This is a genomic window from Christensenella sp. KGMB01412 (assembly GCF_055522415.1).
This window is the reverse complement of record NZ_JBVFVW010000010.1, coordinates 44,709-64,750: the sequence shown is the minus strand read 5'-3', so window position 1 is coordinate 64,750 and position 20,042 is coordinate 44,709. Positions and strand designations below refer to the sequence as shown.

The window sequence follows — 20,042 nt, the reverse complement described above, 5'->3', positions numbered from 1 at the left end:
GATTTAGCAGATATTTCTACTTAAAATGATTATTGTGTTTCTTATTATCTATATTTTCCAATATATCCCAAAATAATTTTATTAAATCGTTAAAATTATCTATTGACATTGTATTACTGCTGTGTTATATTAAATCCAACTTAATGAAAAGCATAATTAACTCTAAATCATGCTTAGTTTCCACGCTTTTATGATAAAAACTATATGAATTGTTGAAGTTTATTACTCTGTTTATTTTTTTAACCGTTGTTAAATCGAATTAATTATTTTATCAGGCATTCTTCGTTTTATTCGCATCATAAAAAATCAAAAACAAAAAAATTCTATCATTTGGATAGAAGGAGGCATAAATTAATTCTATTGTAAAGGAATAGTAAAAGAAGCTGAAAAATCACATTTAAAATGCGTTTTTTCAGCTTCTTTCTGTTTTTTGATACTGCTATGATACTAATAATTCGAGCTTTTTTGTGATTTCGCTCTGCTTGTTCGGATAGAGATGCGCATAGGTATTGAGCGTTGTCCTGATGTCCTCATGGCCGAGACGTTCGGCGATCAAAACCGGCGAGCATCCAAGTTCGATCAAAAGAGACGCGTGCGAGTGCCGAAGATCGTGAATTCTGATTTTTTTGATTCCCGACTCCCTGCATCCGATGTCCATTTTATGATACAGGTAGTATTTTGTAAATGCAAACAGCCATTCCTTTTGCACCGGTTTTTCAAGCCTGCCCATATATTGTTTCAGTTCTTCTTCCAAAAAATCCGGAATTGCAATCATCCGTTTGCTTTTCGGTGTTTTAGGCTCGGTGACCACGTCCTTTTTGTTCAGCCTCTGGTATGTTTTATTGACGTCGATATACCCGTCCTTCACATCCTTTGCAGTGAGTGCGGTAAGCTCTCCGACACGCATTCCCGTCCAATACAAAAGCGCAAACGCCAGATGCGTCCTGCTATCGTTTTCAAAAAAGCTGTTAAACGCAAGAAACTCATCCTTCGTCCAGAATTTCATAGCGTCCGCGCTTTTTCTTCCAATGCTTCCGGCCCGCCTGCACGGGTTTTCCCTGAGTCCGTAATAATTCACCGCATAATTAAGAATCGCGGAAAGCTGGTTATTGATCGTCTTGAGGTATGTCGCCGCGTAGCCTTTTTTGATCAGTTCATTCTGCCAGTGCCTGATGGTCGTTGGCTTGATCTCGCCGATGGGCATATCTCCAAGATAGGGCAACAGCTTTGTCCTTGCAAGCAGGCGCTTGTTTTCCATTGTGGAATGCTTCAACCGGTTTTTCATATCCGACAAATAAAGCTCAGTCAGGGAAGAAAAGGTCATTTGCGGTGATTTTTGCAGCTTGTCGAAATAGGCCCGCTCCCAGCTGCGCGCATCCTTTTGCCTCATAAAGCCGCGTTTCATCTTCTGCTTTTTGACTCCGTTCCAGTCTGTATAATAAAATTTACAATACCATGTATTTTGCTGCTTATCCTTATAAACCGGCATACTACTCCTCCTTGGGCAACTCAAATAGTCGGACTTTTTTGTCCGATACTGGTTTGATACTGTTTTTTCGATCATAAATATAAGAAGTTCAATCAGGAGGTACCAAAAATGCAAGGGGCGCCTGTATGTTCCTGCCTTTTTTAATATCCGGGTTTCACGCAAACTCCGCTTTTCGGTTTATGACAGTTTCCCGGCAATATCGCCTGCCAGTTTGGCAAACGCCGTTATGAGCTGCAAAATATCCTTTGCTTTCACGCTGCTTTGTTTGCCGGAAGCCATACGCGCAAAATCCATTCCCTTTTGCGTCAGGGAGACTTTGTAAGGAATTTCATCAGCATCGTACTTTTCAAAGCCCGGATTTACCATCGATAATCTTTCCAGATAACGGAACAACTCCAGAACGTTTTCCGCCCTTACTCCTGTTCCGGTAAAATCCGCTGTTTGCGCGGGATTATTTTTCAACTGCAGTACGAGCCATAAAATCTGTGCAAGAGCATTTTTATCCGGCGGTTTCCTCGCGTCGTTCGGAATCATCCAGCGGTTGCTCGAATCTTTAAATGCTCCGCTCACGAGCCCGTTTTTGCAATAATCCGCAACCGTCCCCTGCTTAACGTCCCAAAACCCGGCCATTACTTTGGTTGTAACGTATCGTTTGCCTTCAATTTCAAAACTGTCTTTTCTCATCTATTGCTCCCTTACCCGCATTCTTTTCACAGCAACCCCTGATGTCAATATCATTTTAACATAACCACAGGCATACGCATAGTTTGCCTTTTGGTTCTCAGGCCAATACCGGTACCTGCTTACAGCGCCCGTCTTGGCCTTGTGCCATTACTACGGGCAGTGTTTTTAAAGCAACAAAAAAACATACCGCTAAATTGCGATATGTTTTTTTGTTTTAATCTTATAATTGGGGGCCAGCGGAAACAAGTGCTTTTCCTGCTTCATTTCCCTCATATTTTGCAAAGTTCTTGATAAAGCGCTGTGCCAGATCTTTTGCTTTTGCTTCCCACTCGGCAGCATCTGCGTAGGTGTCGCGCGGATCAAGAATGTTCGTATCTACGCCCGGAAGCTCTGTTGGAATCTCAACGTTAAAGTAAGGCAGCTTTTTCGTCGGCGCCTTTGCAATAGAGCCGTTCAGGATCGCATCAATGATGCCACGGGTATCGCGGATGGAGATACGTTTTCCTGAGCCATTCCAGCCAGTGTTAACAAGGTATGCCTTTGAATTGTTCTGTTTTGCCCTCTTAACAAGTTCTTCCGCATACTTTGTCGGATGCAGCTCCAGAAATGCCTTGCCGAAGCAGGCCGAGAAGGTCGGCGTCGGTTCTGTGATTCCACGCTCCGTACCGGCAAGTTTCGCCGTGAACCCGGACAGGAAGTAATACTGCATTTGTTCCGGAGTCAGGATCGATACGGGAGGAAGAACGCCGAACGCATCTGCCGACAGGAAAATGATATCCTTTGCCGCCGGAGCCGCAGAAACAGGTTTTACAATGTTTTTGATGTGGTCGATCGGATAGGACACGCGCGTATTTTCCGTCACGCTCTTATCTGTGAAATCGATCTTGCCGTTTGCGTCAAGCGTAACGTTCTCCAGAAGCGCATCGCGTTTGATTGCATTGTAGATGTCCGGTTCAGATTCTTTGTCCAGATCAATCACCTTTGCGTAGCAGCCGCCTTCAAAGTTAAAGACGCCCTTATCATCCCAGCCGTGCTCGTCGTCTCCGATCAGAAGGCGCTTCGGATCCGTGGACAACGTGGTCTTGCCTGTACCGGAAAGTCCGAAGAAGATTGCGGTATTCTCACCATTCAAATCGGTGTTTGCCGAGCAGTGCATCGAAGCAATGCCCTTAAGCGGCAGATAGTAATTCATCATGGAGAACATGCCCTTCTTCATCTCGCCGCCATACCATGAATTCAAAATAACCTGCTCGCGGCTGGTAAGGTTGAACAGTATGCCTGTTTCAGAATTCAGGCCCAGCTCTTTGTAGTTATCTACCTTTGCCTTGGAAGCGTTATATACAATAAAGTCCGGCTCGAAATTTTCCAATTCTTCTGCCGAAGGCGTAATAAACATATTCGTAACGAAATGCGCCTGCCATGCAACCTCCATAATAAAACGGATTGACATACGGGTATCCGCATTGGCGCCGCAGAATGCGTCTACCACAAACAGCCTTTTGCCTGAAAGCTCTTCCATAGCAATTTCTCTTGCTGTTTTCCATGCTTCCTCACTGAGCGGGCGATTGTCGTTGGGCTGCTCATCAGAGGTCCACCATACAGTGTCCTTTGAATTCTCATCCATGACAATAAATTTGTCTTTCGGTGAACGCCCAGTATAGATACCGGTCATAACGTTTACCGCGCCGAGCTCGCTTTCCTGGCCCTTTTCAAAACCCTCCAGGCCCGGTTTCGTCTCTTCTTCGAATAGCATCTCATATGAAGGATTGCGAACAATCTCCTTCACGCCTGTAATTCCATACTTACTTAAATCAATATTTGCCATTATTACACCCTCGCTTTCCTAATAGCTTAATAAAATATTGTAGTCTTTTTATTATCTAACTTTGTGAATATAATGTCAACTCCCAAACAGCCTGAATTCCCAATAAAACCGGAAATAACGCACCCTTTGCGGAGTTGCCGAAAGCATATAAAAAAACCTGTTTACTGTATCAAAAAACGGTAACAATTCCACTATCCAAATAAAAATGTTCAGAACTGCTACCGCCGATCAGTATGGTCTGGGTGACAGGAATTGAACCTGCGACCTCTTGAACCCCATTCAAGCACGCTACCAAACTGCGCCACACCCAGATATATGATGCCTTCTCCGGCACCATAATATTTTATCAAATTTTAATCAAAGATACAATCCTTTTTTCTTATAATTTAAGACAATTTTTCTTATAATTCAAGGCCATCCACATCCGAAAGTTTGGTTTGGATACGGATGGACCGTTTTTGTACGGTCTCCAGATGGTTTTGCGCAGCATTGAGTGAGTTTTGCGTCTTTTGTATCATTGCCGCAAAGGTTTCAAATTCGGTTTTTATTCCACCCAGCATGTCGATAATGGCTGCGGAATGCTGCTTGATGGACAGCGTACGAAAGCCGGTCTGCAGGCTGGTCAAAAAAGCGCTCAGCGTAGTCGGCCCGGTGATCATCACACGGTATTTAGTTTGCAGCTTATCCACAAGCCCCAGACGAATGATCTCTGAGTACAGCCCCTCGGATGGCAGGAACATAATTGCAAAGTCTGTTGTTTTTGGCGGATGGATATATTTATCGCTGATTTTTTTGGCTTCTGCGAGTACCGCCTGCACGAAATCCTTTTGCGCCGCGGCAAGAGCCTGTTGATCTCCCGCGTCGCTCAGCGCAAGCACCCTTGCGTAACGGTCCATCGGAAATTTTGAGTCGATGGGAAGCAGCACGTCCCCGCCCTCTTCACGCGGCATCCGCACTGCAAACTCAACGGCATTGTCCTGTTCTATCCGTGCATTTTCTTCAAACTGAGACGGCGAGAGAAAATCGGACAGCAGCTTATACAGTTGCACTTCCCCCCATATGCCCCTCGTCTTAACCCCTGCGAGTATGCCCTTCAAATCTCCGATCCCGTCGGTAAGGGCACGCACCTCTCCCATGCTCTGATAAACCTGGCGGAGCTGTTCGTTCACGCGCTGGAACGAGGTTGTGAGCCCGCTTTTCAGCGTCGTATCCAGCTTTTGGTCTACCGAATGCTGTATCTCGCCCAGTTTTTCCTCCACGGCGCGCCGCAAAAGCTCTACGCTCCCGTTATTCGCGCTTGCCGTTTTATTGACCATATCCATCATCATACCGGACAATATCTGAAACTGATTCGAAATTTCCAGCCGCAGCTTTGTTTCGTCCGTCGTCTTTTTCCCCTGACGCACGATCAATACGATGCACAGTACGATCAGTATTCCAAATCCTGTTAAAATCATTGCAGTTTCATTCATAATAAACACCTCTTTTCTATGATACCATACCCATCCGCAAAATAATGGTAAATACAATGAATTATTCCTGCGGCTTTTTCTCCTGCAATCCAGTTTGCCCGCCCGGCAGCAAAAGCAACAAAAAACAACGGCTTTCAGAAGAAAGCCGTTGTTTTCTTTTCATCGGTTTATTATCAAACCGCATTGTCTTCGTTTTTCTGTTTTTTTCTGAGTCCAAACCACGCCATTACCGCCTGCAGTGCAAGCAGTACTGCAAACAGCCATGACCACGCATCCAGCAATGCCATCAGCGCCGACATATCCTGTGTCGCCAGGAACAGTACCACAAGGGCGATGCCCGCCAGGATTCCAATCAATTTGTAAATCCAGCGCTTCTTTCCCGAGTCTTCTTCCTGCTGCTTCCTCTTTTTAAGGAATATCCTGAGCACAAGAACGATAGAAAGCGCCGCGCCTGCGATCATCAGTATCAGGTTCAGAAGCGACCATGTCGGTACTTCCGCTACGCCGTGCAGCGGCATACTGTTTTCAGAGCCTCCGATTGCGGGAACCTCTGAGTCCCCGATCGCCTGAGCCGCTTCTTTCCCCGCCGGTTTGGATGCGCTGTTTGTCTTTTCATCCGGCTGACGTACATGATCTGTTCCTGCTTCCACGTCGTCTGTCCCAGATTGCGTTCCGTCGCTTCCCGCTGCCGGTTTCTCCGGATTTTCCGGATTTCCAGGATTTCCAGGATTAACAGGGTTTTCCGGCTTGTTGTCCCCGGCCTCTCCAGCCGGAAGCTGCGCCTGTGCCCGCAGGTGAATATCGCTTGTGGCAAGCGTGAGCGTATTGGAAGAAAATCCATTGCTGTCCGCGCCGAAATCGTCGCCCAGATTTTCAATGTCGTCCGCCATGCCTTCGCCCGGCCTTACTTTCACCTGATAATCTCCCGCATCTGCCGCAAACCAGCCCTCGCCGTTTTCAGGGCTGAAACGGTATTTACCCGCTTCGCCTACCGGCTGCGTCATAATCTGCGCGCCGTCTACGTAAAGCCCGATGTCATGCGACCTGTAGGCCGCGCCGTTATCAAACTCCACGGCGATCTTTATCGGCTCAAGTACAAAATCGTGTACCGGATTGGGGTTGGCCGCATTCCCCGTGCCGTTGCTTCCAACAAACGCAGCGTCAGGATTTTTCACTCCGTCCGGCAATGCTGCATGGTCGAGCAGGAGCGTATAGCCCTTGCTTGCAGGCTCATCCTTCGTCGCACGGATTTCAAAGCGGTAAGCGCCGTTTTCATCCGTGGTGGCAGAGCCCGTTTCAAGTCCGGTTGCGTAGAGAACAGCCCCTTCGATGTTTTTTCCGTTTGAGCTGACCGTTCCGCTGACCGTTCCTTTATATTTGACTACGGCTTTGACCGTTGCCGTAACGCTGTAATCGTAGCTGTTCACGTAAGTAAACGTTACTTGATACGTTCCCGGAACGTTTGCATCGAATCCATTGAGGCGGGCGTCTGCTCCCGATACCTCAATACCTCCGTCCGTGATGGAAACAAGACTGCGCAGGTACTCCTGCCAGCCAGCAAAGCCGTCCGGCAAAGCGTCTCCCATAAACAGCTCAAGCTCCGCATCCGTCTTTTGAAGCGTATTCTCCGGCCGTTCGATATGGATCGTACGCGTAACGCTTGTCGCCTGCGCGTCGCCATCCCTTTGCGTCGTATACGTAATCACGTAGGTACCTGCTTTTGAGGCATTGACGTAATCGAGCGCCTGCTTGATGCCAAAATCAATGCTGCTTCTGGTTCCCTGTGCATAGCCGATATCAAGGCCCGGAACCATACCCGGCGCATTGTAACCGCTGTTTTGGAAGTCTCCGCTTCCATTGAACTCTGCGACTGTCGTCTTTTGTCCGTCTGCCGGGGTGAATTCCACCTTCACGGAATCGATCGCAAGCTCTGTAAAGTCGTCATACGCGATCACGCTATCCCATACGGGAATATTGCCCTCCTCCAGCATCGCTACAGTTGTCTCCTGTTCGATGGGCTTTTCACCCATACCGTCAGGTGCGGCTAAAATCGGTGCGTCTGACTTTCTCAGCTTGACTGCGGCAGTGTTTGCACGCTCGCCTTTCATTTCGCCGCCAAAATCAAACAGCATCTGTCCAATCGCCGTAGAGCCGTATTCCGGCTTTGTATTCTCCACGACCACCGGCACGCCAAATTGTGCAGTCATCCTGAACTGCTCTTTGTCGCCCAGAGTTTTGAACTCATAGCGGAACGCAGTCACCTTTCCAAGGTCTCCGTCCGGGATATGCCCGTTTACTTTCGTCCAGGTTCCAAGCGTTTTTAATTCGTCGAGCGTCCATGCGGATTTCTCCCACAGCAGTTCCTGCGTCGTGTAATAGACCTCGTAAGAGGTTCCCGCCCCCGCGGTGAATACCGGCTGTCCTGTCAGCATTGTACGCCATTTTTCATCAGAATGGTTGTTCCTTGCGGGCAGGATAAAATATGCCTGTGCATCCGTAAGGTTACTGCCCATACCGTTATAAAGCTGTACCAAAAATTGCTCGCTGCGGCTGCCTGCCCTTATCTGCGGGAAAGAATCCGCAACGTTGCTGTTGTAGGACTGGTACCGGTCACGCTGTGCGTCTGTGCGGACTGCGGCATATACCTGTGCGTTTTTTGAAGCGGTCAGGTCGATTGACGTTGTACGCGAGTTGTTGGAACGCACTGCATAGCTGCCGTTGAGGATCGCTCCCTCAGGCAATACTCCGCTTGTGTTGACTGTCGCTCCTCCTGCACCACTCATATAGACGCGCGCCGCCTTGTCGCCCCATGTGCCGACAAACACGTCGTTTGCCGTCATCTCAATATAACTTGCCGATGCTTCCGGCGGCATATTGACTGGTACGCTCACGCGCAGCCTGCTGGCATAGTGGCCCTCTATCCACACGTCCGCACCGGACTCCCCGTGGATTTTCACCTCGATGACTTCCTTGCCGTCGCTGTTTTTTCCAAGGCTTTTCGCCGTATATTGCAGATTTGCAGGATCGTCTCCCAAAAGCTTAAAGCCCCTGCCTCCCGTCGTGTTCTTAAAAAGCTGTATATTGTCGAGGTCTGCCTCCATTCCATCCGGCAGCAGGAAATATACCACCGGGTTTGGCAAAAGCGTCGTATTGAGCGGATCATTCCCATCCGAGCGCAGCGTTGCGGAATACGGGTAATGCGACGGATAAAACTGCATGGTCAGGTAAAACTGCTCGCCCTTTTCGATTGAGCTTACAGGATTCTGGGTGCTGTTTGGCTGCGCAAACGCAAGCGTCGTTCCATCCGTATATACGTCCACCCAATAATCGTCCGCCACCACAGCCTTTGCAGAAAGCGTCCCTTTCAGGTTAACTGGCTCCCCGTTCCCGTTCACCGCGGATGCAAGCGTAAAGGTTGCCGTACTGCCCACAGCCATATTGTCATTGGTCACACCGGCAAATTGCAGCAGGTTTTTCGGATATTCAACCGGCCTTCCCGAAGCGCTTTTAATTGCCTGTATCCCATTGACCGTAACAATAAGCGGTTCCCCAAAGTTGTGCCCCTGCACGTTAATGGTATCGTAGTTTTTGTCTTGCGGAGCCATTTTTGTAACGCCGTTGACCGTAACGCTGTCGTACTGGTTATTTCCGTTTGTACCGGGAATACGCAGGTGCGTCACCTTGGTATTTGCCGGTATATTAAACGTAAGCTCCACATCGCCCTTCATACCGGGTAAAATAATCTCCGTTTTAAAAAGCTCCTGATAATAAAGATGCTCCGTTTTCGCTCCCGTGCCCGCATACTGCGCTGAATTATATTGCAGGTAACCTGCCGATCCGTCCGCGACGGCGCGCCGCATCACAACGCTCGCTTCATCGCTTGTTACAGGCTTTATGATCATCGATGAGGGTATATTTACATTAATCAGCGGAACGCCGCGGTCATTGAAATCTGTAAATTCCGCAGCCATTCCTTTGTCCGGCGCAAACGTATAACGCTTTCCGTTAATCTCCATCGTCCGCAGTATCTCCATATCCTGAAAATCGATGGATGTATTTTCCCCGCTGAAATCCTCCGTCGTTTTGAAATAAAAGGGGTGATATCCCGGGTTATAGTCAGCGCTCTTTTTCGTTCCGCTCTGCGTGTAAGTTAATGCCGGGCTATCCTCCTCCACAGGATCAAGTCCCTGGTCGTCGCGGTAAAAAGTGACCGGCGGCGCCAAAAAACCGTAGCTGCCGTATACCGCAGGGTTCTGCCACTCCAGATACGTGTGCGTATTCCCGCCGGCAGTCACACTTACCTTACTGAAATCAAGCGTTACTTCAACCTGGTCATAGCCGATATAGTTTGCTCCGAAATAGCCTGCCCACACGCCGCCGTTCGTTTCCACGCCCGCGGTTTTCATAGAAACAACCGCAAACCCCGCTTCATATAAACCTGTCGACGCCCCTTCCGTAATGCTGACCGGTGATTTCATGGAAACCATGTTGCTCAGGCCAGCCGACTTGAAGAAGGCGTCCAGATATGCGGTTTTACTTTCAACCAGTTCGTCATCCAGCCCATCAACAACGCGGTAGAGCTTCACATCCACGCGCAGCTTTTCGTCTGGGTATACCTTTTGGGGAGCCGCCTCAAACGTGACGCTTGTTTCAGCGCTCACGGTTCCCGGAGCCACGTCATAAACAAGCGATGGATTTCCGTCAACCGGGCTTCCGGCAATAAATTTGCCGCTATTTGCCACACGGAAGCCTGATTCTGTTTCGCCCGGATCATTGTTATAATAAACCGCTACAATTTTGTAGCCCACCGCTTCGTCCGAGCCGTCCCTTACAAGGGAAAACTGTAAAGAATCGGCAAGGCCTACCTCTACCGTAGAGGAAAGTGTTCCGCTTTTCAGCCACCCAAGGCCAACCGAGCCCGCCCCAAGCAGGCTGCCGCTGCCCTGAATGCTGTTTGCTTCAGGCTCCGCTTTCTGTGTTGGTTCAGGCAGCTCTTCAGGTTCTCCTGCCGGTTCTTCCATCGCCTCCTGTTCCTGCGTGCCGGAGCTGCCGTTTCCGCTTTCAAGCGGCGGTTCGTTCGTTTCCGCACTATCATTTGCCACTTCGGCCTGCGTATCATGCAGTGGTTCTCCAAACACCGTAACCGGTGCGGACACAATTAATACCATACAAAGCAAGACACATATCACGCTAATCAAATTTCTTCTGTTCTTTGTCACCAAACCATCCTTTCATATCTTCGCCACACAGCATTTGGGGCCGTGTGAAATCTATATTTTCTATTTTCTAAAATCACTCTGGACGCCCGTTTCATGCTGTTTTCAAGATCAAAACCAACGATATTCCGGTCTGCAAATCATCTTGTTTCCGGGCTATTTTATTATCTCATATTGTTGTTTTTTCATCGACAGGCCAGTACTATTTTCACGCGACATGTGTGAGTGTAGTGTGACAAATTGAAGACAGCGCCAAATCTCAAATTCATGGTTTCATCGGCGCTTTGTTTCGTTTATAATATAATTGTTTTAGTATGGATATTGATCGGGGCGAAAACAAGGACATGTGTCCCGGGAACCGGAAAGGCGGCAATTTTATGTCCCGCATAAAAAGACTATTACTGATTTTACTGGCATTGTTACCGGCTGTGGGTTGCGTATCATGCGCCGCTCCATCGCTTCCGTCCGCGCAAGGCACGGCTGCCACGGCAAGCGGCAGCGTAACCATTTCCTTCCCCTTTACAAGCCAGGATGGGGTGGCTACCAATCAATTTGCCGTATGGATCGAAAACGAGTCCGGCGAATATATCAAAACTTTATTTGTAACAAAATTCACTGCTGATATCGGGTATCTTGAACGAAAGGACGCTCTCCCCAACTGGGTGGCGCAATCCGGTATCGGGTATGACGGCCCGCGCGATATCGACGCCGTGACCGGCGCTACGCCGTCCTCCGGGGAACTATCCTACACATGGGATCTCACAGATGAAGACGGTAATCCTGTTCCCCAGGGCGTTTACCGGTATTTTGTGGAGGGTACGCTTCGCTGGGAAAGCCGCGTACTGTATACGGGAACGATCGACGTCAATCAAAAAGCGGCTTCCTCAAAGGCAAAGCCGCAATATTTTGGTCACGGTTCAAAGGAATGCGATATGATCGGCAGCGTGCAGGCAGTCTATACCCCCTGACGGCGGTTGCTATTCCCTCAGAAGTCCCGCATACCATGCAAGGGAATCTGCCGAAAGCTTTTTCAATATTCTACCACTTCCATTGATGCTTGTAGTGTGCCTGATGTCGTAATGCCGGGCAGTGGTTGTAAGCGTATCTATCACAAGCTTATCATCAAGTCCCTTGTGCGCGCCCGCCATTGCCACCAGAAAAAAGCGGCCAAGTGCAAAAAACATCGCAAGACGTCCGAACTCTTCAAACGCATTATTCTTTTTCATAGAGATTGGAAAAGCGGCGTTAAACACAGTAGCCACAAGAAAATTTTCCAGAATAAATTCATTTTTTTCCATATATGGCGCATAATATTGCTCAAATATTTTTTGGTAATTTTGTATTTCCTCTTCAGGAGAGAGCTCATCGGAAATCATAAGCCCTTTTGATACCCTGTCTATAAATTCCAAAAATTCCATAGACGGCTGCTCTTTTTCTTCCTCAGATACGATTTGCACACTACTGATTATGCTGGACATCTGGAGCTGGATATCAAAACGCCGGGGCAGCTTTTTAAGCTCTTCCCGGAAGAAACCTTCGCCTGCCATCGCGCCATACTTCCTGACCAGGGCAAGCGCCCCTTCCTTCCCGCAATCGTCAAGCGCCTTCATAAACATCCCAAGAATCACGACGCGCTCCCACACCCTGTAATCCCTGTTTTGCAAAAGAGAGAGGATGAAAAAACGGATGTCCTCAAAGTAAAAAAGCGGCGTATCCACAATCTTTTCATTCTGCTTATCGATAATACTTGCAGGCGCATGGTACGTATCGTTTTCAAAAGGAATCCTCACAAAGCAGATTCCATCCTTTTTTGAAAGCGTTATCGCCGCCGCGGCCTCGCACGTAAGCGAAAGCCCACGGTAATACACCCCGTTAATAATATATTTGACACGGGGAAACGTCCTGCAGACGCTGCCCAGGGCTTCCGCTCCCAATTCCCTTTGAAGCCTGCATAACCTTTCCCCGTCAAGGAACGGGCAGTAGGAGTTTCCTTCTTCAAATACAATATCGGCATACTCGTTGACCGGATCCGCAACGTTTTTGGAGTTGTTTTTCCTGGTATACCGTTCGAGCAACCGTCTCGTATCCTCACAGACCGGCGCACGCAGGTATTTCTGATAGGTTCTTTTATCGATACTGATTTTCCAGGCGCTGGAGCAGCACGTATGCAGGCATTTCGATCCAATACATTCAAATTCTCCCAGAAAATCCGGCGCAATACAAATTACTTCTTTTTTCAAGCTTTGGGGCATCTGTATACCTCTCCAATATATTTTGATAAATTTTACAGCACAGAACAAATTGAAAACTGCAATATGATTCTTTATTTATATCGTTATTTCACCCCAAAATATTAGTCATCCAAAGAACAAAAAAAGTTCCTTCCATTTCCGGAAGGAACTTTTTACAGCAATTTATCAAAAGGTTGGTTACAAGCTATTGGTATAAACTGCGTACGCAAACGATTTTACATAACCTGCTTTCAGTTATATCGCTGTAAAATTCCCGTTACGGCTGCATCTGCTGTCCGCCGGTTACATTGATTGCCTGGCCTGTCATGTAGGAGGAATCCTCGCTTGCAAGGAAAATCATACAATTTGCAATGTCTTCGTAACTGCAGCCCCGTCCAAGCGGAACCTGCGCTTCGTATTTCTTGCGGACCTCTGCCTCCGTGATCCCCTGGTTTTTGGCATATTGCTTGTAGAGGCTGTTTACCCAAAGCGGGCTGTCCAGCATATTTCCCGGACAGATCGCGTTCACGCGGATATTTTCCGCCGCCAGCTCCAGCGCAAGGCTTTCCACCAGCCCGATCCCACCGAACTTTGACGACGCATAAGCGGAATTTTTGGCTGAGCCTTTTTTGCCTGACTTGCTGTTGATCTGCACGATCACGCCGCTTCTCTGCTTACGAAATGCGGGCACCACAGCCTTCGCCACATTGAAAAAACCGCACAGGTTCACGTCGATTACCTTTTTCCATGTGTCCGGGTTAAATTCCCCGATTGCACCGGAAATAACGATACCCGCGTTTGACACCAGTACGTCGATCCTGCCATATTTTTCGATGGCTGCGGCTGCGAAGGCTTCGCAGTCCGCAAAATCCGTCACATCAAGTTTCATTGCGATTGCATCCGGCAGCATCCGCGCCGTTTCCTGCGCCCCTTCAAGGTTCATATCGCCTACTACGACCTGCGCGCCCTCTTCACTGCAACGCTGTGCCAGCGCCTGCCCAAGTCCCTGCGCCGCTCCCGTGATCGCGACCACCTTACCTTTTAACTTCATACATCTTTCCATTCTTTTGCCCCCTTTACCTGTTTGTTTGAATTATTTATCTTCCGCTGCATAACGCCAGAATAGCCGCCACAAAAATGCGGCGGCTCCCGGCAATCCATAAAGCAGAGGAAGCAAATTATTTGTAAACCGGTCCGTAAGCCTTGCATGCACGGTAATCCGCACCTTCAAGGTCTGACGTCCCGAACGCATCCCATGTGCTCGGCCTGAATATCCGCTTGCTGTCCACATTGTGCATATTCACCGGTATCCGCAGCATCGACGCCAGCGTAATCAGGTCTGCTCCAATGTGTCCGTAATTGATCGCCCCGTGGTTTGCCCCCCAGTGCGCCATTACGCTGTATACGTCACGGAATGCCCCTTCGCCGGTAAGGTTAGGCGCAAACCATGTGCACGGCCAGCCCGGATCCGTCCTGTCCCAGAGCGTCTTATTTACGTCTTCCGGCAACTCGCACGTGTATCCCTCGGCGATTTGCAGCACCGGTCCAAGCCCTGCCACAAGATTCATCCTGCACATCGTCACAGGCATCCCACCGCGCGTCCTGAACGTTGACGAGAATCCGCCTCCGCGGAAATATCCCACGTTTGCCGGCGTCCATACCGTCTCGTCAAGACACTTCTGCGCCTCGCCCTCACTGATTTCCCAGAAAGGCTTCATGGCCGGCTTTCCGTCCTTTTCCTGCGCGCCCGTTGCATCCAGCGTCGCTGCGCCTGAATTGATCAGGTGGATAATCCCGTTTTTCGCATAGCCCGTCAATTCCTTTCCCGTTACCCGTTTTACAGCCTCCGGGCTCCAGTATGTCCTTACGTCGCTGAAAATCGACGCCGTATTGCTCAGTAAATGTCCGAACAGCATCGACACCCCGTTCAGGCAGTCGTTTTCCGTAGCAACAATGTACGGATGCCGGATTCCGTTCCAGTCATAGCTCGAATTGAGCATTGCTTCCATAAAATCGCCATTGGGCATAAAGTCCGTCCACTGCCTCTGGCCCTGGAAACCCGCCGCAATCGCACAGTTTCCCATACCCTCTTCGTTAAACCCATTGTTCCGAAGGTATTCGCTGCCCTGCATCATGTCCCGCACGATCAGCGCCATTTTGACGACGTACTCCCATTCCGCATCCTTTTGCTCACGGCTGTGACCGTTTTCTCCATTATATATATCGTCGTTTTCCTTGCAGTTTTCCTTTACCCACGCAAGCGCACGTTTGAACTCTTCTTTGTCGTAAATACCGTTTTCCACCCGCCGGATGATTTCGCTCATGTCCTTATATTCACAGCGCATCCCAAGATATTTCTCAAAAAAGTCCGGGTTTACCATGCTCCCGGCGATTCCCATCGCCACATTTCCAACCGATAAATACGACTGCCCCTTCATTTCGCCCACAGCTACCGCTGCGCGTGCAAACTGCAGTATCTTTTCCTTAACATCGTCCGGTATCTCTGTACAGTCTGCTTCCTGCACGTCCTTTCCATAAATCGAAAATGCCGGAAGTCCCTTTTGCGAATGCCCTGCCAGCACTGCCGCAAGGTACACCGCGCCCGGACGCTCTGTTCCGTTAAACCCCCAAATTGCTTTTGGGATGTGCCTGTCCATATCCATTGTTTCGCTTCCATAGCACCAGCACGGCGTTACTGTCAGCGATGCGCATACGCCCTCGCGCGCAAATTTTTCCGCGCATGCCTGCGCCTCCGCAAACCCGCCGATTGTGGAATCCGCGATCACGCATTCCACCGGATTTCCAAATCTATCCTTTAAATTCGATGTGATCAACTCCGCCGCTGCGCGCGCCATCCACATCGTCTGCTCTTCCAGGCTTTCCCTGATTCCCTTTTCCCGTCCGTCGATTGTCGGTCTTACCCCTATTTTTACCATTGCTTTGCTCTCCTTTGCACAAAATCGTGTGTTTGCCGCAAACCGCCTTCCGGTCCGCGTTTTAAAACCTTATCGCTTTGCACATTGCTCTGTGAGCAATCCGCAAAACCATAAATGGTTTGCGTTTGCCCGTAGTATTTATTTTTCAGGATTTATGAGCGCCAAATGATGTGTCTACTAAGAATTATAGTCTCGAGCTCCTGATAAAACTACGTCCTTACATTCGTAAACATACGTCCTTATTTTCCACTTTAGTTTGAATGAGGGACGGGGATTGCGCCCCGTCCCTTATCCAAGTTGTTCTATGAATTAATCATAGACCAGATCAGCAATCTCAGGGCTGTCGATGTTGGATGCGTTATACCATTTTGCACCTGTGTCAACATCAGAAACTTTTTCGCCCTTCGCAGCTTTCACTGCGAGGTCAACCGCCTGATAGCCGATTTGGTAGGGGTCTTGTGTTACAGAACCCAGGAACCAACCGTTTTTAACAGCCGTTTTCTGTGTTTTGCCCGCATCAAAGCCGGCAACTGTGAGGTCTTTGTATTTTCCATTTTCCTTGTCGAGGTCTGCGCCGTCGTTCGTCGCATTCAGGAAGCCTGTTACGCTGCCTTCATTCGAGCAGAACACGCCGATCAGGTTCTCTTCGCCCAGAGCTGCGCTGCCGATATTTTTCAGGTCAGCTGCGTCTGTTGTGGGAGCGATGTGTACGGAAATGATGACCGCCGGATCCTTTGCCGATTTCGCAGCATACAGGTCATGCCCTTCAACGGATACCTGATCCGGGAAGATTTCTTCTGCAGCAGCTTTGAATGTATCGATAAAGCCCTGCGTACGCTGTGTAACGGATGTGGATGTAGCGTCCTGAGAAAGAACCGCAACCCTTACAGGCTTATCTGCTGTAGCAGCTTTCACTTTTTCCATGAATGCAGCGTCTTTCATCATTTCTTCCGCCGCGATGCCTGCTGCAGCTGCATTATCCGTAGCCGCCGTTGCAGCTACCTGTCCTGCCGGTGCATCCGGAACGCCGGAGTCAAAACCGATGATCGGAATCCCTGCTGCCTGTGCATCTGCAAGCTGGGAAGTAACGGAATCTGTAGCAAGCGCTGCAAGGCAGATTGCCGACGGATTCTTGGAGAGAGCGCTGTTGAGCATGTCAACCTGCGCCTGGATATCGCTTTCACTCGGAGGTCCCTGGAAGTTGATTGTAACCCCAAGGTCCGTCGCAGCCGCTTCCGCGCCCTTCTTAACGACCTGCCAGAACTGATGCTGGAACCCTTTTGCCACGAGCTCTACCGTCATATCTCCGCCTGCCGCTTTGGATTCGGACGCCGCGGGAGAAGCTTCTGCCGATTCACTTGGAGCTGTGGACGCCTCAGTCGAAGCTGACGCCGACGGCATTGTCCCTCCGCCTGCGCATGCCGTAACTACCAATACACATGCGAGAACCACTCCTAAAATTGCAACTAGTTTTTTCTTCATTTTTATTCCTCCTTAAAGAATAGTCGCTTATATTGCCAGCAGGCTTTCGCCTGACAAAGCACAATTTGATTGAACTGTTATGCTACCTTCACCTTGTTTGCAGATTTCTGGCGGTAGATGTCCATCAGCACCGCGAGAATAACCACTACGCCTACAAAGAACGTCTGCCACTGCGGCTGGAGCCCGATTGCCGTCAGCCCTGTTTTGAGGACCGCCATGATAAATACGCCGATCATGGTGCCGGACATTGAGCCTACGCCGCCGGAGAGCGATGTGCCGCCGATTACAACTGCCGCGATTCCCTGCAACTCGAGTCCGTTGCCGGTTCCGGGCAATACCGTCGTATAAGTAGCGCCATACATCAGTGCCGCAAAGCCGCAGAAAAGTCCGTTTACCACATACACGAGCGTCAGCCATTTTGCCGTCTTCACGCCGGATAACCGCGCCGCTTCTTCGTTGGAGCCGATTGCAAAGGTATATTTACCAAATTTTGTTTTGTTGAGCAGGAACATCGCCAGCAGGAAAAAGCCAACGAGCCAGAAGATACCTGTCGGGAAACCCCCGCTTGTTTTCAGGAATACTGTTTTAAACCAACCGTCCGCCTCTGCCGCTGTGGGCCAGCGCTGTGTCTGTACCGATGTGATGATCGAGCCAAGACCCTGGGAGATCATCATGGTGCCGAGCGTTGCGATAAATGCGGGCAGTTTCAGCTTTGCCACCAACACGCCGTTTAAAAGTCCGAACGCTACCGGGATCATGATCGTCAGGATCATGGCTGCGATGAACGGCCAGCCGCCTGTGTTGTACGCATATCCGCCGATGAGCGCGCCGCACATCATGATCGTACCGATCGAAAGGTCGATACCGCCTGTGATGATAACAAACGTTACGCCAAGAGCCAGAAATCCGACAAAGTACGCGGACTCAAGGATATTTGTAATAAACTGGACGCCGTCTACGTTATTTCCAATTACCCCGTATAAAAAGAAGAATGCGAATAATATAATCAGCGCGCCCAGCGCGAGCAGCTTTTGCAGCTCCAGTTTCTTTCCACTTTTTTGTTTGATTGCTTTTGCTTCATTACTCATTTTTCCCTACCCCTCACTTAACTTCTCAATGTGGCAAATTTCATAATGCCTTCCTGTGTCGCTTCCGCAATGTCGATCTCGCCGGTCATCTTTCCTTCACACATTACGATGATCCGGTCGCTCATACGCAGCAGCTCCGGCATTTCGGATGAAATCATGATGATCGATTTCCCTTCGCCTGCCAGTTGGTTCATCAGCTTGTAAATCTCGCTTTTGGCTCCAACGTCAATGCCTCTTGTCGGTTCATCGAAAATCAGGATGTCGCAATTTTTTACCAGCCATTTTGCGATAACCACCTTTTGCTGGTTTCCGCCGGACAGGTTCCTTACCAGCTGTTTGATTGACGGCGTTTTGATATTGATTTTATCCACATATTCGTTTGTGACTTTTGCGATCTTTCCTTCGTTGACAATCCCGCCGTTCACAAAGTTGTCCATGTCCGCCATGACCGTGTTGTCTGCAACGGAAAGCCCAATCGCAAGGCCGAATGCCTTCCTGTCTTCCGAGAGATAACCGATTCCATTCTCTACCGCGTCAAACGGAGCCATGATATTGACCTGTTTGCCGTTGATAAATATCTTTCCATCCGTCATCGGATCCGCTCCAAAAATAAGTCTGGCCGTTTCCGTACGTCCTGCGCCCATAAGGCCCGCAAGTCCCAGTATTTCGCCTTTTTTGAGTTCAAAGGAAACATCGTGCACGTCCGGTGAGGAGAGGTGTTCTACCTTCAGCACAGTAGGCGCGCCATCCGGAACCGAACTCTTTGTTTTTGGTTCCTCATAAATCGTACGCCCTACCATCATGCTGATGATCTGGTCCATATCCGTGTCCCCGGTCCTGACCGTATCCACATACTGCCCGTCGCGCATTACTGTAATATCGTCGGTAATGATTTTAAGTTCTTCCATCCTGTGAGAGATATAAACAATCCCTACGCCTTTTGCTTTCAGGTCGTTCACAAACTTAAACAGTTCGTCGATTTCAGACGTTGTAAGCGCTGCCGTCGGCTCGTCCATAATCAGGATATCCGAATTCAGGGAAATCGCCTTGGCGATCTCTACCATCTGCTGCTTCGCAACAGAAAGCCTGCTAACCGTTGTATTTGGATCGATATCCAGATTGAGGGATTCCAAAAGCGCCTTTGTTTGCCTGTTCACTTCCCTTTTATCGAGCACCAAACCCTTTTTGGGTTCGCGTCCGATAAAAATGTTGTCAGCCACCGTGAGGTGCGGCATCAGGTTCAGCTCCTGGTGGATCATGCTGATTCCATCCTCCAAAGCATCGCCCGGTGTTTTGTAATGAACCTCGCGGCCCTTTACGACAACCGTCCCGCTATCCCTTTCATAAATTCCGGTAAGCACTTTCATAAGAGTCGACTTCCCAGCGCCATTTTCGCCAATAAGCCCGTGCACTTCGCCTTTTTTCAGCTCGATCTGTGCATCGTCAAGCGCATGAACACCCGGAAAGCTTTTCTGTATCTTCTTCATGCTTACAACAACTTCAGCCATTTTACTAACCACCCCTTTGCAGATAATTCAATTACAACTATTAACTGATGAAAATTTGGAAGAACCGATTTGGTATAGTTATAATATAAAGCGGTAAGCGTCAAAAGATAA

General features: G+C 49.0%; 12 protein-coding genes and 1 tRNA gene. 1 reads left to right on the top strand and 12 read right to left on the bottom strand.

Going from position 1 to position 20,042, the window contains the following annotated elements:
- Window positions 1-439: 439 nt before the first annotated feature.
- The 6 genes from ACS5WU_RS12515 to ACS5WU_RS12490 form a co-directional block, all read right to left on the bottom strand.
- Window positions 440-1,489, bottom strand: a complete 1,050-nt coding sequence (locus tag ACS5WU_RS12515) for a site-specific integrase (protein WP_465089186.1) — start codon at window positions 1,487-1,489, stop codon at window positions 440-442.
- A 177-nt stretch (window positions 1,490-1,666) separates the two neighbouring features.
- A complete protein-coding gene (locus tag ACS5WU_RS12510) occupies window positions 1,667-2,173 on the bottom strand; it encodes a hypothetical protein (RefSeq protein WP_046444453.1) in 507 nt (168 codons plus the stop codon).
- A gap of 220 nt (window positions 2,174-2,393) precedes the next feature.
- Window positions 2,394-3,998: a phosphoenolpyruvate carboxykinase (ATP) gene (gene pckA / locus ACS5WU_RS12505; protein ID WP_046444454.1), complete on the bottom strand. Its 1,605-nt coding sequence runs from the start codon at window positions 3,996-3,998 to the stop codon at window positions 2,394-2,396.
- 234 nt (window positions 3,999-4,232) lie between these two features.
- Window positions 4,233-4,309: transfer RNA gene (locus tag ACS5WU_RS12500), tRNA-Pro, on the bottom strand.
- Window positions 4,310-4,399: 90 nt separating this feature from the next.
- Complete coding sequence (locus ACS5WU_RS12495) at window positions 4,400-5,470, bottom strand: DNA recombination protein RmuC (RefSeq protein WP_302761136.1); 1,071 nt, start codon at window positions 5,468-5,470, stop codon at window positions 4,400-4,402.
- A 173-nt stretch (window positions 5,471-5,643) separates the two neighbouring features.
- Window positions 5,644-10,638, bottom strand: coding sequence for an FILTED domain-containing surface protein (locus tag ACS5WU_RS12490; protein WP_465089185.1), 4,995 nt, complete (start codon window positions 10,636-10,638; stop codon window positions 5,644-5,646).
- Between the two features lie 425 nt (window positions 10,639-11,063).
- Here ACS5WU_RS12490 and ACS5WU_RS12485 point away from each other — a divergent pair, with 425 nt between their 5' ends.
- Entirely contained in the window at window positions 11,064-11,654 is a 591-nt protein-coding gene (locus tag ACS5WU_RS12485; RefSeq protein ID WP_197408896.1) for a DUF2271 domain-containing protein, read from the top strand.
- A 9-nt stretch (window positions 11,655-11,663) separates the two neighbouring features.
- Here the strand turns inward: ACS5WU_RS12485 and fliB are convergent, their stop codons facing one another.
- The 6 genes from fliB to ACS5WU_RS12455 all read right to left on the bottom strand — a co-directional run bounded on the left by fliB (window position 11,664) and on the right by ACS5WU_RS12455 (window position 19,931).
- Window positions 11,664-12,938, bottom strand: coding sequence for a flagellin lysine-N-methylase (gene fliB / locus ACS5WU_RS12480; RefSeq protein ID WP_046444457.1), 1,275 nt, complete (start codon window positions 12,936-12,938; stop codon window positions 11,664-11,666).
- Between the two features lie 256 nt (window positions 12,939-13,194).
- A complete protein-coding gene (locus ACS5WU_RS12475; protein WP_302760434.1) occupies window positions 13,195-13,980 on the bottom strand; it encodes an SDR family oxidoreductase in 786 nt (261 codons plus the stop codon).
- A gap of 115 nt (window positions 13,981-14,095) precedes the next feature.
- Complete coding sequence (locus ACS5WU_RS12470; protein WP_059108943.1) at window positions 14,096-15,853, bottom strand: L-fucose isomerase; 1,758 nt, start codon at window positions 15,851-15,853, stop codon at window positions 14,096-14,098.
- A 309-nt stretch (window positions 15,854-16,162) separates the two neighbouring features.
- On the bottom strand, window positions 16,163-17,335 hold the full coding sequence (locus ACS5WU_RS12465; RefSeq protein ID WP_302760433.1) for a substrate-binding domain-containing protein: 1,173 nt from the start codon (window positions 17,333-17,335) through the stop codon (window positions 16,163-16,165).
- A gap of 77 nt (window positions 17,336-17,412) precedes the next feature.
- The gene (locus ACS5WU_RS12460) at window positions 17,413-18,423 is read right to left on the bottom strand and encodes an ABC transporter permease (RefSeq protein ID WP_046444460.1); all 1,011 of its coding nucleotides are present in this window, start codon (window positions 18,421-18,423) and stop codon (window positions 17,413-17,415) included.
- Window positions 18,424-18,440: 17 nt separating this feature from the next.
- On the bottom strand, window positions 18,441-19,931 hold the full coding sequence (locus ACS5WU_RS12455) for a sugar ABC transporter ATP-binding protein (RefSeq protein ID WP_302760432.1): 1,491 nt from the start codon (window positions 19,929-19,931) through the stop codon (window positions 18,441-18,443).
- Window positions 19,932-20,042 lie beyond the last annotated feature (111 nt).

Bases quoted from the DNA above. Each gene is read 5' to 3' on its own strand.
- ACS5WU_RS12515 (WP_465089186.1), bottom strand. From the start codon at position 1,489: ATGCCGGTTTATAAGGATAAGCAGCAAAATACATGGTATTGTAAATTT.
- ACS5WU_RS12510 (WP_046444453.1), bottom strand. From the start codon at position 2,173: ATGAGAAAAGACAGTTTTGAAATTGAAGGCAAACGATACGTTACAACC.
- pckA (WP_046444454.1), bottom strand. From the start codon at position 3,998: ATGGCAAATATTGATTTAAGTAAGTATGGAATTACAGGCGTGAAGGAG.
- ACS5WU_RS12495 (WP_302761136.1), bottom strand. From the start codon at position 5,470: ATGAATGAAACTGCAATGATTTTAACAGGATTTGGAATACTGATCGTA.
- ACS5WU_RS12490 (WP_465089185.1), bottom strand. From the start codon at position 10,638: ATGGTATTAATTGTGTCCGCACCGGTTACGGTGTTTGGAGAACCACTG.
- ACS5WU_RS12485 (WP_197408896.1), top strand. From the start codon at position 11,064: ATGTCCCGCATAAAAAGACTATTACTGATTTTACTGGCATTGTTACCG.
- fliB (WP_046444457.1), bottom strand. From the start codon at position 12,938: ATGCCCCAAAGCTTGAAAAAAGAAGTAATTTGTATTGCGCCGGATTTT.
- ACS5WU_RS12475 (WP_302760434.1), bottom strand. From the start codon at position 13,980: ATGGAAAGATGTATGAAGTTAAAAGGTAAGGTGGTCGCGATCACGGGA.
- ACS5WU_RS12470 (WP_059108943.1), bottom strand. From the start codon at position 15,853: ATGGTAAAAATAGGGGTAAGACCGACAATCGACGGACGGGAAAAGGGA.
- ACS5WU_RS12465 (WP_302760433.1), bottom strand. From the start codon at position 17,335: ATGAAGAAAAAACTAGTTGCAATTTTAGGAGTGGTTCTCGCATGTGTA.
- ACS5WU_RS12460 (WP_046444460.1), bottom strand. From the start codon at position 18,423: ATGAGTAATGAAGCAAAAGCAATCAAACAAAAAAGTGGAAAGAAACTG.
- ACS5WU_RS12455 (WP_302760432.1), bottom strand. From the start codon at position 19,931: ATGGCTGAAGTTGTTGTAAGCATGAAGAAGATACAGAAAAGCTTTCCG.